Source organism: Pseudomonas sp. S07E 245 (assembly GCF_019599025.1).
In the GTDB taxonomy this organism is placed as follows: Bacteria; Pseudomonadota; Gammaproteobacteria; order Pseudomonadales; family Pseudomonadaceae; genus Aquipseudomonas; species Aquipseudomonas shirazensis.
On sequence record NZ_CP080625.1, the window covers coordinates 5,131,097 to 5,145,076 of the forward strand.

The 13,980-nt window shown below is 62.6% G+C and carries 14 protein-coding genes; 8 read left to right on the plus strand and 6 right to left on the minus strand.

Going from position 1 to position 13,980, the window contains the following annotated elements:
* Positions 1–39 precede the first annotated feature (39 nt).
* Together can and K3F44_RS23605 are read left to right on the plus strand one after the other, a co-directional pair.
* On the plus strand, positions 40–678 hold the full coding sequence (gene can / locus K3F44_RS23600; RefSeq protein WP_101316418.1) for a carbonate dehydratase: 639 nt from the start codon (positions 40–42) through the stop codon (positions 676–678).
* A gap of 46 nt (positions 679–724) precedes the next feature.
* Positions 725–1,309 (plus strand): D-Ala-D-Ala carboxypeptidase family metallohydrolase, encoded by a 585-nt coding sequence (locus K3F44_RS23605; RefSeq protein WP_191622857.1) that lies wholly within the window; start codon positions 725–727, stop codon positions 1,307–1,309.
* Here the strand turns inward: K3F44_RS23605 and K3F44_RS23610 are convergent.
* Positions 1,249–2,166: a LysR substrate-binding domain-containing protein gene (locus tag K3F44_RS23610; protein ID WP_220633068.1), complete on the minus strand. Its 918-nt coding sequence runs from the start codon at positions 2,164–2,166 to the stop codon at positions 1,249–1,251. The two genes, K3F44_RS23605 and K3F44_RS23610, sit on opposite strands and share 61 nt — an antisense overlap.
* Before the next feature lie 142 nt (positions 2,167–2,308).
* Between K3F44_RS23610 and K3F44_RS23615 the strand changes: the two genes are divergently transcribed.
* Entirely contained in the window at positions 2,309–2,926 is a 618-nt protein-coding gene (locus K3F44_RS23615) for a LysE family translocator (protein ID WP_150570024.1), read from the plus strand.
* A 2-nt stretch (positions 2,927–2,928) separates the two neighbouring features.
* Here K3F44_RS23615 and K3F44_RS23620 read toward each other — a convergent pair whose 3' ends face one another.
* The gene (locus K3F44_RS23620; RefSeq protein ID WP_220633069.1) at positions 2,929–4,290 is read right to left on the minus strand and encodes a sensor histidine kinase; all 1,362 of its coding nucleotides are present in this window, start codon (positions 4,288–4,290) and stop codon (positions 2,929–2,931) included.
* Entirely contained in the window at positions 4,287–4,949 is a 663-nt protein-coding gene (locus K3F44_RS23625; RefSeq protein WP_101316426.1) for a response regulator, read from the minus strand. Before K3F44_RS23625 ends, K3F44_RS23620 begins: the two co-directional genes overlap by 4 nt.
* A gap of 147 nt (positions 4,950–5,096) precedes the next feature.
* Between K3F44_RS23625 and K3F44_RS23630 the strand changes: the two genes are divergently transcribed.
* The 5 genes from K3F44_RS23630 to K3F44_RS23650 are packed head-to-tail and all read left to right on the plus strand — an operon-like array spanning position 5,097 to position 9,816.
* A complete protein-coding gene (locus K3F44_RS23630) occupies positions 5,097–5,363 on the plus strand; it encodes a PepSY domain-containing protein (protein ID WP_101316428.1) in 267 nt (88 codons plus the stop codon).
* Positions 5,363–5,908: a cytochrome b/b6 domain-containing protein gene (locus K3F44_RS23635; RefSeq protein ID WP_150570028.1), complete on the plus strand. Its 546-nt coding sequence runs from the start codon at positions 5,363–5,365 to the stop codon at positions 5,906–5,908. The genes K3F44_RS23630 and K3F44_RS23635 overlap by 1 nt, the downstream gene beginning before the upstream one ends.
* Positions 5,909–5,930: 22 nt before the next feature.
* Positions 5,931–7,199 (plus strand): exo-alpha-sialidase, encoded by a 1,269-nt coding sequence (locus K3F44_RS23640; RefSeq protein ID WP_220633070.1) that lies wholly within the window; start codon positions 5,931–5,933, stop codon positions 7,197–7,199.
* Positions 7,199–7,798 (plus strand): hypothetical protein, encoded by a 600-nt coding sequence (locus K3F44_RS23645; RefSeq protein ID WP_220633071.1) that lies wholly within the window; start codon positions 7,199–7,201, stop codon positions 7,796–7,798. Before K3F44_RS23640 ends, K3F44_RS23645 begins: the two co-directional genes overlap by 1 nt.
* On the plus strand, positions 7,798–9,816 hold the full coding sequence (locus K3F44_RS23650; protein ID WP_150572759.1) for an LTA synthase family protein: 2,019 nt from the start codon (positions 7,798–7,800) through the stop codon (positions 9,814–9,816). Before K3F44_RS23645 ends, K3F44_RS23650 begins: the two co-directional genes overlap by 1 nt.
* Before the next feature lie 98 nt (positions 9,817–9,914).
* Here the strand turns inward: K3F44_RS23650 and K3F44_RS23655 are convergent, their stop codons facing one another.
* The 3 genes from K3F44_RS23655 to K3F44_RS23665 all read right to left on the minus strand — a co-directional run bounded on the left by K3F44_RS23655 (position 9,915) and on the right by K3F44_RS23665 (position 13,936).
* Positions 9,915–12,377 carry a TonB-dependent siderophore receptor gene (locus tag K3F44_RS23655; protein ID WP_220633072.1) on the minus strand — a complete coding sequence of 821 codons (2,463 nt, stop codon included), beginning with the start codon at positions 12,375–12,377 and terminating at the stop codon, positions 9,915–9,917.
* A gap of 102 nt (positions 12,378–12,479) precedes the next feature.
* Positions 12,480–13,427, minus strand: coding sequence for a FecR domain-containing protein (locus K3F44_RS23660; protein WP_220633073.1), 948 nt, complete (start codon positions 13,425–13,427; stop codon positions 12,480–12,482).
* Positions 13,424–13,936 carry a sigma-70 family RNA polymerase sigma factor gene (locus tag K3F44_RS23665; protein ID WP_220633074.1) on the minus strand — a complete coding sequence of 171 codons (513 nt, stop codon included), beginning with the start codon at positions 13,934–13,936 and terminating at the stop codon, positions 13,424–13,426. The genes K3F44_RS23660 and K3F44_RS23665 overlap by 4 nt, the downstream gene beginning before the upstream one ends.
* Positions 13,937–13,980 lie beyond the last annotated feature (44 nt).

Sequence of the window (13,980 nt, forward strand, 5' to 3'; positions counted from 1 at the left end):
AGGTCCAGTCACACAGGCATAACCTGATGAGGCAAGACCATGCACGACCTGCAGGAACTGATCGACAACAACGAGCGCTGGGCTGACGCGATCACCCAGCGTGACCCGGACTTCTTCGCCAAGCTGGCCCGTCAGCAGACGCCGGAGTTTCTCTGGATCGGCTGCTCCGACGCACGCGTGCCGGCCAACGAGATCGTCGGCATGCTACCGGGCGATCTGTTCGTCCACCGCAACGTCGCCAACGTGGTGCTGCACACCGACCTTAACTGCCTTTCGGTGATTCAGTACGCGGTCGAAGTGCTCAAGGTCAAACACATCCTGGTCACCGGCCACTATGGCTGCGGCGGCGTGCGCGCGGCCATGCAGGACCGTCAACTCGGACTGATCGACGGCTGGCTGCGCTCGATTCGTGACCTCTACTACGAAAAACGCGGTGAGCTGGCCAAGCTCGACACGGACGAGGCGCGGGTCGACCGCATGTGCGAGCTGAACGTGATCCAGCAGGTGGCCAACGTTGCCCACACCAGCATCATCCAGAACGCCTGGCATCGCGGTCAGGAGCTGTCTATCCATGGTTGCATCTATGGCATCAAGGATGGCCGCTGGAAGAGCTTGGACACCACCATAAGCGGCTTTGCCCAATTGCCGCCGCAATACCGCCTGCGCCCGCAGGAGTAGGCTTAACTCTAAGCCAGTAGCCGCCAACTGGCTTAAGGGGTGAGCAATGAAAACTGCAAGGATGCTGCTCTGTGCAGCTGGCTTGAGCATCGCCAGTGTTGCTCAGGCCGACCCCCGCGACCTGTGGATGTTCGCCCAGTGGGCCGGCGACCATCAGACTCGGCCGTTTCGCGAGATGCTGGTCGAGGCACGGCTGTATGGTGTGGTGCCTATCCATCAACTACTACGCTCGGCATCGGACTGGCGCCAGTGTCGTGCCTCGCCGTTCGCGGTGCCGCCACAGGCGCAATGGCCGGCGGTGCGCTCGACCCTGGCATTGCTGAAAACCTTGGGTGGGCAGGGCGCCCTGGGTCAGTTCGAGGTGGTCTCGGCGTACCGCGATCCGCAGCTCAACGCCTGCGCTGGCGGCGCGGTGGACAGTGCCCACATGCGCGCCTTTGCCGTTGATCTGTTGCTGCCGGTATGGGCCGACCCCAATCCGTTGTGCCGCTTCTGGCAGCAGCATGGTCAGGCCTGGAATATGGGCCTGGGCCGCTACCCGTCGGGGCGCATCCATATCGACACGGCCGGCTATCGCACCTGGGGCGGTGATGGCAGCTCGGGTTCGTCGTTTTGTGCCAAACCCAGCTGAGCCAGGCAGGCCTGAGATTGCTGGCGCACCCAGTCGGCAAAGCGCTGGCGCTTGCAGCCGGGCAGAAACGCCTGCGGGCTGAGCAGGTGATACGCCGAGCCATCCGCGATAAACCCGGCGGGCGCGTGCAATTGGCCGCTGGCAATCTCGTCGCTGACCATCAAGGCTGACGCCATGGCCAGCCCAAGGCCGGCGCTGGCCGCCTGGATCGACAGATAGAAGTGCTCATACTCGCTGCCTGCGCGCTGCCGTACCCCTTCGCCGCGCAACCGATGCCAGTCAGACCAAGCCTTGGGACGGGTGCGGCTGTGCAGCAAGCGAGGGTTTTGCGCCGCTTGCTGGCTGCCCGCTCGACAGACCGGCCCCATCCATTCATCGCAGATCTTCACGCTGTGCAGCGTGCGTTCCCAGTGAAAATCGTCACGCCGCAAGGCCAGGTCAATGCCGCTGCGGGCAAAGTCCACCGCTCCGCCAGCAGCGACCAGTTGCAGCTGGATATCCGGGTGCGCGGCATGAAAGTCCGGCAGCCGTGGGATCAGCCAGCGCATGGCGATGGTCGGCTCGCAGGACAGCACCAGCACGTTGTCCTGAAGCGGTTGTTGCAAGCGCTGCATGGTGTCTTCGATCTGCTCGAAGATGGCTTGGGTGGTGCTCTGCAGGGCGCGCCCGGCGGCTGTCAAAAACAGCGCCCGGTTGCGCCGCTCGAACAGTTCGACCCCCAGACTTTGCTCTAGCAAGCGTACTTGCCGGCTAACCGCGCCATGGGTGACGTGCAGGCGCTCGGCCGCGCGCACAAAGCTCTCGGTCTGGGCGGCAATGTCGAAAAAACGCAGGGTGTTGAGCGGCGGCAGTTTCATTGAAAATCTCGGCGCAAGTGAACGCTGCATATCTGTGAGAAAAACTAGCGGATCTGCGCGACTATAAATCGATTTTGACCTGTGGATAAGCCCTCGATAATCGGCAATCTGTGGATTTTCATCGTCTATCGAGGTTGCCTGAGTGAATGAACTGATTGCCGTCGCCGTGTTTACCGTACTTGCCGTGATCAGCCCCGGCGCTGACTTTGCCATGGTCACCCGCAGCAGTTATGCACAGGGGCGCAAGGCCGGCCTGGCCGCTGCGGTCGGCATTGCCTTGGGTGTGCAGGTGCATGTGCTGTACACGGTGCTGGGCATTGCCGTGATCATCAGCCAAAGCCCGGCGCTGTTCATGGCCATGAAGGTGCTGGGCGCGGGCTACCTGATTTATCTGGGCTACCAGTCGCTGACCAATACCAAGCGGATCCACCTCGATGACGTCGGCCAAGGGCAGGGCAGGGGTAGCCTGAGGGCGTTACGCACCGGCTTTTTCACCAACGCGCTGAACCCCAAGACCATGCTGTTTGTGATCAGCGCCTACACCCAGGTGGTGCAGCCGGGCAGCTCGCTGGCGCAGGACTTTGCCTACGGCGCGTTCATGTCCTTCGCCCATTGGCTGTGGTTCAGCCTGGTGGCGGTGTTTTTTTCCAGCGCAGCGCTGCGCCTGGCAATGATCGAGCGCCAGCGAGTGGTTGATCGGCTGATCGGCGTGGCGCTGATCAGCCTGGGGGTGACCGTGCTGGTTGCGGGCGTGCGCTGAGCTCAGCTGGCGCGCGCCTGGCTCAGCGTCAGTTCGGCGCAGAGCCCGCCTTGGCGCAGATTGTACAGACGCAAGTCGCAGCCGATCTTGTCGACAATCATTTCCACGATCGCCAGGCCCAGCCCGGCGCCATTGGCGTTGCCCCGGCTGTAGAAGCGTTCGAACAGGCGCTCCATGTCTGCCTCGTCAATGCCCGGGCCCTGATCCTCGACGCTGAGGCGGTTGTCGCCGATCACTACCTTCACTTCGCTGCCCGGCGGGGAGAAGTTGAGTGCGTTGGTCACCAGGTTCTGCAGGGCGATGGCCAGTGCCACCGGCTCGGTCTCGACCCAGCACTCTTCGTCACCTTCGAGGACCAGGTCGACACCCTTGTTCAGCGCCAGCGGGGTCAACTCGGCCAACTCTTCACGCACCAGCTCGGTCAATTGCACGCGGCTGCGCTGGGGGTCGCTCAGTTGCGGCTCGATACGGGCCATGGTCAGCAACTGGCTGCCGATGCGGGTAGCGCGGTCGACGCCGCTGACCAGAAAATCCAACGCTTCGTGGCGTTGCTCGGCGGTGGCGGCGTTGCGTGCGTTTTGTGCGTGAATGCGCAGAATCGCCAGCGGCGTGCGCAGTTCGTGGGCGGCGTCGGCGATAAAACGGCGCTCGCGGGCGAGCAGCTCTTCGACTTGCAGCAACAGCCGGTTGAGCGCGGTCTGCATCGGTTCCAGATCGCTCGGGAGCGGCTTGAGGCGCAGTGGATGCAGGCTGCCGGTCTGCCGCACGCGGAGCTTACGGGCCATGCTGCGCAAGGGCTTGAGGCCCCAGCCGATCACCAGCCAGATCACCAGCGTCAGCAACGGCACGCCGATCAGGGTTGGCCACAGAGTGTGACGCATGATGCGCTGGATCAGGTCCTGACGAATGTCATCGCGCTCGCCCACCCAGATCAGCAAGCCTTGCTGCGGGTCGGCGAGGAGAAACGCGCACCACTCGTTGCCGTTATCGAGCAAGTCATGGGCACCGAGGGTCGCGGGCGGCGCCGCCAGCACCGGCGCCTCGGCCGAGCGCACCAGCAACTCGCCATCGCTGCGCCAGACCTGGAAGGTGAGGCGGGTTTCGTAAGGGTGGGCGACGCCGTCGACACCGATCCGGCTCATGGCTTGGTCGAAGGCCTGATACAAGCGCTCCCAGTCGGCCTCGCCAGCATCGCCCTGGCGCAGTACACCCTGGAGCAGACGGGCGCTCTGGGCGAGCTGCGCGTCGTAGACTTCTTCGATTTCGTCATGGCTGTCGCGCAGCACCAGCCAGCTGATCAACGCGTCGCCGAGCAGGATCATCACCAGTACCGGGACCAGAATGCGCGCGCGGACCGAGATCATGCCTGCACCGCCAGCACATAACCGACACCGCGTACGGTGCGGATCAGCTCGCTGCAGAGCTTTTTGCGCAGGTTATGGATCAGCACTTCGAGGGTATTGCTCTCGACCCGATCCTGCCAGCCATACAGCGTACGGGACAGGCGCTCGCGGGTGACGACCTTGCCGGGGCGCACCATCAGTTGATGCAGCAATTGGTACTCCATGGGCGTGACGATGACCTCGGCGTGCAGGTAGTGCACTTGTTGTGTGGCTGGGTCGAGGCTGATCCCGGCGTGCTCCAGCAGCGGTTGCGCACGGCCCTGACTGCGGCGCAGCAGGGCGCGCACGCGGGCCTTGAGTTCGTCGACGTCGAACGGTTTGATCAGGTAGTCGTCGGCGCCGGCATCCAGCCCGGCGATACGCGCGGCGGTGCCATCGCGGGCGGTCAGGATCAGCACCGGCAGGTCCTGCTGCTCGGCGCGCAATTGCTGCAACAGGTCGAGGCCGTCCAGGCGTGGCAGGCCGAGGTCGAGCAACAACAGATCGAAGCTCTCGGTGCGTAACGCGTGCAAGGCGGCCACCCCATCCTGCAGCCAGTCGAGGGTATAGCCTTCGGCGCCCAAGGCCACGCGAATACCCTGGCCGAGGGCTCGATCATCTTCGACGAGGAGTAGGCGCATGGTGAAGTCTCTGAAGTAATCGGCGGCATCATGCCGGGTTCTGCACAGGCGGATTTCAGCAAAGATGTAACTGCTGGTTACCGGCTAAGGTTGGCCTAAGGTTGCTTTTGCATTGTGGGCCCACCCACATCTGCCGAGAGCTTTCCCATGCGCAAAATTCTCCTGCTGTCCCTGATCATCGCCAGCCCCCTGGCCGTCGCCGGCCCGCAGTGCACCACCGCCGAGCGCTCGCAGTGGCAGGACCAAACTGCCTTCCAGGACAAGCTCAAAGCCGAGGGTTACCAGATCAGCAAGTTCAAGGTCACCGACGGCAACTGCTACGAGATCTACGGCTTCGACAAGGACAAGCGCAAGGTCGAAATCTACCATGACCCGGTCACGGGCAAGGCAATCAAGACCGAGATCAAAGACTGATGCAGGGCGAATCCCTGCGCCTGTGGGACCCTTTGGTGAGGCTGTTTCATCTGTCTATCGCCGGGGTCTTCGTCGCCAACTACTTCTTCAATGAAGCCGGCGACGACTGGCATGTCTGGCTCGGCTACTACGCCATGGCATGGCTGCTGGTACGCAGCGTGTGGGGATTCGTCGGGCCGCGCAGTGCGCGCTGGGCAGACTTCTGGCCGACCCCGCAACGGCTCGCCGCGCACCTGCGCTCACTGCTCAAGGGCAAGCCGCAACACCGTCTTGGCCATTCGCCTATTGGCGCGCTGGTGATGTTGTTAATGCTGCTGGCGCTGCTGGTGATTGGCAGCAGCGGGTTCCTGATGCAAGAAGTCGATGCCCTGTGGGGCGCCGATTGGCCGCTGCAAGTCCACGAGACTGCCGCCGATGTGTTGTTGGCGCTGGTCTGTGTGCATGTGCTGGCCGCAGTGTTTGAAAGTATCCAGGTGCGGGACAACCTGCCGCTCTCCATGCTCACCGGCCGCAGGAAGCGCCTGCCGGACGAGCGTGCGCAGTAATACTCCCATCGACAGGTTCTCTATGCGCTCTGCCTTAATGATCTGCGGCGTGCTGGCGGTGTTTTTTGCTGCCTGGCAAAGCCATCCGCCCCATGTGCTGGCGCCGTTTGCCCAGCTCAGCTCGAACGACACAGGCACGCCGGCCCCGGCGCAATTCAGTAGCCGCTTCGTCTCCAGCCAGCTGACTGACTTTGTCCATTCATCCTCGGTCACGGCCATGCCCGATGGTGGCTTGATGGCCGTGTGGTTTGCCGGCTCGCGCGAAGGTGCGGCCGATGTTCAGGTGCGCGCGGCGCGCTTTGATCCGCGCACTGACGAGTGGGGCGCCGAACAGGTGCTGGCTACCCGTGAAAGCACCCGCGACGGCACCCAGCGCTATATCCGCAAGCTCGGCAATCCGGTGATCGCGCTCGGCCCGGACAACCGCTTGTGGATGTTTTATGTCTCGGTTTCCGTGGGTGGCTGGGCCACCAGTGCGATCAACCTGATGGTCTCCGATGACCTCGGAAGCAGCTGGTCGGCGCCACGGCAACTGGTGACTTCGCCGTTTTTCAATATCAGCACCCTGGTGCGCGCCGCGCCGGTGTTTCACGCCGATGGCTCGATCGGCCTGCCGGTGTACCACGAGTTCATGGGCAAGTTTGCCGAGTACCTGTACCTGAGCGCCGAGGGTGAGGTGGTCGACAAATTCCGCATAAGCCGCGGCAAGCACTCGCTGCAACCGACCATCGTCCCGCTCGATGGCCATCGCGCCGTGGCGATGTTGCGCTATGCCGGCGATACCCATCACCGCGTGCTGGGCAGCCGTACCGAAGACGCCGGCCAGACCTGGAGCGAACCGTACCCGCTGGAACCGGCCAACCCCAACTCGTCGCTGGCCGCAGTCGGCACTGACGACGACGGTCTGCTGGTAGCCCTGAACGACCTGCAGGATGGCCGCTTCAAGCTCAGCCTGTACGGCACTGACGCCGACCTCAACGAGTGGCGCAGTGTGGTGGAGCTGGACCAGTCGCCGGATCCACTTGGCCAGCCGTTCTCGCCCGAGGCCTATAAAGCGATCATTGGTGAGGGCTTTCGCGCCTCCAGCGGTGCGCGCCGGCTGCCGCTCGAACAGCGCTTCTTGAGTAACCTCGACTACCGCGTATGCAAACCGCGTGGCTGCGATTTCGAGTACGAGTACCCGTACTTCAGCCGCAGTGCAGATGGCATGTACCACCTGGTCTACTCGTGGAACAACACCTTCATCAAACATGTCAGCTTCAACCAAGCCTGGCTGGCGGGGCGCCTGTGATGGTTTCGGTATGGCAAGCCCACTTGAGTTTCGTCCTGATCGGCTTTGTCGCGTTCAGCGCGCTGCGTTTTACCGCGCCGTGGCGGCCCTGGCTGCTGCCGCTGTTGGCGGTGGCCAGCTTCATTCCGCTCAGCCAACTGTCGCTGGCAAGCTATGTGCGCAGCTTTACCGATGATCTGGCGTTCAGCACGCTGATCCTGCTGGCCTGGGTGAGCCTGACCCGCCTGGGTCTGCTGCAACCACTCGAGCGCGCGCAGCGGATGCAGTTGCTGCTGGCGTTCACGCTGCTGAGCCTGCTGCTGTACCCGGCCACGCTGGGGCTGACCTATTTTGATCCGTACCGCTGGGGTTTCAATCCGCGGCCAATGATTGTGCTGGTGGCAGGGCTGGCGCTGCTGATGCTGTGGCTGCGCAACACGCTGGCCGTCGCGATGCTGGCACTGGGCACCCTGGCGTTCGCCCTGCGCCTGAAACCTTCGGAAAACTACTGGGATTACCTGCTCGACCCGTTGCTGACGGGGTACTGCCTGATCGCCGCAACCGCGCTGCTGATCGGCAGTGCATGGCGGCCCCTGATGAAATGGCATAGAGGTCAATGATGGGAGTGTTGCAGTCTCGCCGCCTGCGCTACGGCGTGGGCGCAATCGGTTTGGTGTTCGCGTTGCTGGTGGCCTTGCGGCTGGTGTTTCTGCTGGGTTTTTCCGGGCTTGAACTGACCACCCCGGCGCTGCTGGAGACCCTGGGCATCGGCCTGCGCTTCGACCTGCGCCTGGCGCTGCTGATCCTGCTGCCGCTGGCCGTGCTGGCGTGGCTGCCACGCTGGAACCTGACTACCCTGCCGGCCATGCGCTGGCTGGCGCGGGTTTATCTGGCCGTGGTGCTGGCCGCGGTGGGCCTGGTCTATATCATCGACTTCGGCCACTACGCCTACCTCGGCGTGCGGATCAACGCGACGGTGCTGCGCTATCTGCAGGACGCGCAAATCTCGCAACAGATGGTCTGGGAAACCTATCCGGTGCTGTGGATAACTGCCTGTTGGCTGGCAGCAGTCGGCTTGTGGGTATGGGCCTTGGTTTGCCTGGAACGGCTGACCCTGGACGCTGTGCGCAAGCCGATCAAGCGCTGGGCGCTGGCCTCAGTTTCGTTGATTGGGGTAGTTGCAGTGCTGCTGGCCCTGCTCGGGCGGGTTGCCAACCTCAACCTGGAAAACCCGGTGCCTTTGCGCTGGAGCGATGCATTCTTCTCCGGCAACAGTCAGGTTGCAGCGGTGGGTCTGAACCCGGTGCTGTTCCTCTATGACACGCTAAAGGCCGGCCAGGCTCAGTACGATGAAGCCAAAGTGCGTGAGTACTATCCGCAGATCGCCCAGTACCTGAGCGTGGATCAACCAGACGCTGGCCGTCTCGACTTCATCCGCAAGCAGCCGGTGCAGCCCTACAAGCTGGCCGGCGAGCGCCCGCCGAATGTCATCTTCGTCATGCTCGAATCACTCGGCACCAGCGCCGTCGGCGCCTACGGCAACCCGCTCAATCCAACGCCGAACCTGGACAAGCTGGCCAGCCAGAGCTGGTTCTTCAAACACTTCTATGTGCCCGTTACCGGCACTGCAAAAACGGTGTGGGCGAGCATCACTGGCGTGCCTGACGTCACCCGGCAAGAGACGGCCACGCGCAATCCGCTGATCACTCGGCAACACACCTTGATCAACGCCTTCGAGGGTTATCAGAAGTTCTACATGATCGGCGGCAATGCCGGCTGGGCCAACATCAACGCGCTGATCCGCCAGAGCATCGACGGCGTGCAGTTGTATGAAGAGAGCGACTGGCAATCGCCGCGGGTCGACGTCTGGGGGATTTCCGATCTGGATCTGTTCAAGGAAAGCGACGCGCTGTTGCGTGCCGTGCCCAAGGACCAGCCGTTCTTCGCCTATCTGCAGACCTCCGGCAACCACCGGCCCTTCACCATCCCCAGGCACAACGACGGTTTCCAGGTGGTCGACGTAACCCTTGAGCAAGTCAATGCTGCCGGCTCGCGCAGTGTCGAGCAGTACAACGCCGTGCGCCTGCTCGACTACAACATTGGCCGCCTGATGGAGATCGCCAAGGCCGGTGGTTACTACGACAACAGCATCTTTGTGTTCTTCGGTGATCACAACACGCGCATCAGCCAGATCCCGCACATGGCGCCGGCGTTTGAACAGCTGGGCCTGGAAAGCAACAATGTGCCGTTGCTGATTCATGCCCCAGGTCTTGAGCCGCGGGTGATCGAACAAGCGGTGGGCCTGGTTGACCTGTTGCCGACCGTAGCCGGCATGGCCGGCGTGCCCTTCGTCAACGGCGCGCTGGGCCGCGACATCCAGCAGCCAGCGCCGGAAGGCGAGCGGGTGGTGCCGCTGGTATTGCGCGAGGGCACCTTCCCGATCATCGGCGGCGTGACCAGGGACTTCCTGCTGCAGATGCAGCACGACGGCAGCGCACCGACCCTGCACGATCTGGCCTCGGCAACGCCGCGTGATGATGTCGCCGCGCAGTATCCCGAGGAATTCCAGCGTTTACGCACGCTCACCCATGGGCTGCATGAAAGCGCGCGGTTGATGCTCCATCGCAATGTCCGCTAGCTGCGCCCAGCGCTGTACCGGCCGCTCCAGGCAGATCGGCGCTGCGCCGGGCAAGCGCTGTCAGAACTTGGCCCGCACATCGCCAGCGCGCTTCTGACTCAAAGGGACCACTTCACGGTCAATGCGGCATTGCGCGGTTCGCCATAAACGTTGAAACCGTTCCAGGTATTGCTGTTGATGCTCTGGTAGTACTTCTTGTCGAAGACGTTATTGACGTTCAAGCGCAGGTCGACGTTGTCCGAGACTTTGTAACCAGCCATCAGGTCGAGCACCTGGTAGGCCTTCTGCTCGATGCGGTAGCCGCTGCCCTGGTTGTAGATGGTGTTCTGCGCGCTGACGGCGCCGCCGACACGCCAGCGTTCGAGCGTGCCAGGCAGTTGGTAGGTAGTGCTGGCCTTGAACAAATGGCGGGGCAGGTCGCTGGCGAACAGCCGGCCTTCGTTGTCCCGGTTGGCATCCTTGCGGTACTTGGCGGCGTTGTAGGTGTAGCCAGCCGCCATTTGCCAGCGCTCGTTCAGTGCGCCGCTGACTTCGAGTTCCAGGCCTTGGCTGCGCACTTCGCCGGAGGCCTGGTAGCAGGCGACACCGGCGGGCGTCTGGCACACGCCTGGGGTATTGATTACCGAGGCGCGGTTTTGCTGGTCGATCCGGAACACCGCGGCGCTGGCGTTCAAGGCGCCGTCGAAGTATTCGGCCTTGATACCGGCTTCATAGTTCTTGCCGACGATTGGTTGGATGGCCTTGTTCTGGCTATCGACCACACCTTGCGGGGTGAAGATATCGGTGTAGCTGACGTACACCGAGTAAGTATCGTCGAGGTCATAGATGAGCCCGGCGTACTTGGTCAGGTTACGGCTGACGTCGTATTGGCTGGAGGTCGGCTGGACTCCGGCAATATTGCTCGAGTTGTCGATCTGGTAGTCGTACCAGTCCAGGCGTGCACCCAGAATCAGGTGCAGCGGTTCGGCCAGGCTGAAGCGGCCAGTGAGGTACGCGCCGGTTTGTTCGGTTTCGCTTTGTTGCTGCCAGGCGCCCATGTTGAACGCTGGAATCGCGGTTACGTGGGGGTTCCAGTTGTAGATGTTGATATCGGCAGCCGACAAGACTGTGGTGCCGTTGCCGTGGAAGGTTTCCTTGCGGCGGCTGGCGCCGATCACCAGTTCATGTTCGCGCTCGAACAAGCTGAACGGGCCGCTGGCAAATGCGTCATAGCTGCTCTGCTCATTGCTGTATTTGAACTTGCCGGTCATCTGGTTGAAGCTGCCGTCGACTGCACCGGCGCTGACGTAGGACGCCAGCAGATCAAGCTTGGACCACATCCTGGTCGCTGCCAGGCGCAGCTTCCAGCCATTGTCGAAGCGCTGTTCGATCTCACTGAAGAGGCTGTTGTTGTCCTGATCCCAGCGGCCCCAGTCATTGCCCAGATAGGTCGAGCGCGACAGCTTGAGGTCGCCGCCATCGCTGGCGGTGGGCACGCCGCCCCAGGCGGTGTTGTTGTTCAGGTTCTGATTCGAGGCGCCTACGGTCAGGGTAGTGCTGTCGCTCAGGTCTGCCTCGGCGATGCCGTAGAACAGTGCGTGCTCTTTGTTGACCACGTCCTGGAAGCTGTCCTTGACCTGATAGCTGGTGACCGCCCGGCCGCGCAGGCTGGCGCTGTCGTTGAGGGCGCTGGAGGCATCCAGCTCGCCGCGATAGTTGTCCCAGCTGCCGGCACTGGCAGTCACGCTGACCTGAGCGTCCTTGGTAGGGCGCTTGCGCACCAGGTTGATTGCCGCAGAGGGACTGCCGGAACCACTCATCAAGCCGGTGGCGCCGCGTACCACTTCGACCCGATCGAGCATGGCGGTGTCGGCGGCGGCGATGGTGTCCCGGGCGGTGTAGCTGGACACGGTGGTCGGCAGGCCGTCGTACATGATGTTGTCGACCTGAAAACCACGGGCGTAGTAGGTCGGGCGCTCGGGACCGTCCTTTTCCACGGTGACCCCGGGGACGTCCTTGATCACGTCGTGCAGGTCCTGCATGCCACGGTCGTCCATGCGCTGGCGGGTAACTACCGAGACCGACTGTGGCGTCTGGCGCATGCTCAAGGCCAGCTTGGTGGCGGTCTGCATGGGGCCGGTCGTATAGGAGCCGGTATGTTCGCTGGTGGCGCCAAGAGTCGCGCCGGTGATGGTGGTGGCACCGAGTTCCAGCGCTGCATCGCTTGGCGTGCTGACCAGGGTGTAGCGTTGCGGCCCTTCCTGGCGTGCCTGTAATCCACTGTTGGCGAGCAGCCGGGCAATACCCTCGGCAAACGTGTGACGACCGTTCAGACCGGGGCTGAGCAGACCTTCGGTTTGAGTCGACGCGAACGATAACGTCACCCCGTTGCTGGCGGCAAAGTGGCTGAGCGCGGTATCCAGAGGCCCGGCTGCAATTGCATATTCACGTTGTTCCGCAGCTTGTTGCGACCAGGCCGGAGTGGCTACCGCGCCAGCACAAAGCGCACCGCCGAGGCTGATGCGCAGCAGTGTGGAGTTGAGGCGAAAGCGCAAAGCTGCGAGAGGGGTGGGGGGGCTCATGCGTGACTTCCTATGCCGTTGCAGTAATGGCGGCTGAATGACCGCTCTACTGATGAGCCGAACGAAACTCGCAATCGGCAAGCTGCAACGGGTGAAATCTGTTTACGCTTCTATCCGTACCCAGTACCGCGAAAGCTGGCGCACCTTCACCGGCAACGAAACCTGCAGGTTGGCCAGTACTCCATCGATATCATCCAGGCGAAACGCGCCGGATATTCTCAAGTCCGCGACCTGCTCGGCGCAGCCCAGATAGCCCGCACGGTAGCGCGACAGCTCGCCAATGAAGTCCGCCAAGCGCCAGTCAATCGCCACCAGCACGCCTTGGGTCCAGGCGCTGTTGCCGGCAGAGCCAAGGCGTAGATTGCCCATGTGGGCCGCGCCAAAGGTTAGCGCCTGGCCGTGCTCGACCCGTTGCACCTGACGTGGCGCGTCGCGGCTGCTGACTTCGACTGCATGCTGCTCCACCTCAACCGTGCTGAAACCTGACAGCACGCGGACATCAAAGCGGGTTCCTAGCGCAAGAACCCTTCCGTGAGGTGTCTGCACTGCAAGCGGTCGCGCGGGCGCCTGCTCGGACGCAGTCGTCACAAAGATTTCGCCCTGACGTAGAACGATCAATCGCTGCTGTGCGCTGTAGGCGATATCAACCTGAGTGTCGGTGTTCAAATCCAGGCGGCTGCCATCAGGCAACTTCACGTGCCGGCGCTGGCCAGTACCAGTGGCGAAGTCGGCGCTGTAGGGCGAGCTGCGATAACCGGCGAAAGTTGCGGCGCCAGTGGCCAGCAGGAGCAGCAGCTTGAGACCTTGGCGGCGCTGCACGCCCATCTGCGACAACACCGGCAAGGCCAGCTCACCAGGCACACCGCGCAATTGTTGCTGGAGCTTTTCTATCCGCGCCCAGGCATTGACGTGTGCAGGGTCAGCACCGAGCCAGCGTTGCCAGGCCTGATGCTGGTCTGGCGTGACCTCGTTGTCATTGAGCGCGAGATACCACGCTACTGCCGCCTGCAGATGATTTTTACCGGGCACAGAAGCGGGCGCGCTGGTCATGCGTCCATCAACACAATGCACTGCATCAATGCCTTGCTCAGGTGGTTCTTGACCGTTGTCACCGAGAGGCCAAGACGCTTGCCCACCTCGACATAGCCCAGGCCTTCGAGTTGCACCATGAGGAAGATCTGCCGGGTGCGCTGGCCCAGGCCATCGAGCAGGGTGTCGATGGCCAGCAGCGATTCGATGATCAGGTGGTAGGTTTCCGGCGAAACCTCAAGCGGCTCCGGTCGCGCCGCCAATACCTCCAGGTACGCCCGCTCAAGGGTTTGCCGACGGGCTTTGTCGATCAGCAGGCCTCGAGCGATAGTTACCAGGTAATGACGGGGTTCGCGCAGAGCAGGCATTTGCCGCAAAGTCAGCATACGCATGAAGGTATCCTGAGCCAGGTCGGCTGCATCGGCGCTGTTGCAAGTGCGCGTGCGCAGCCAGCCTTTGAGCCAGCCATGGTGCTCGCCATAAAGGTGGCCGATATTCAGTGAGTTTGAAGCCTTGAGCCCTGCGTCCATGACTGATCGCTACGGATGATAATATATCTCATTATTATCCAGGC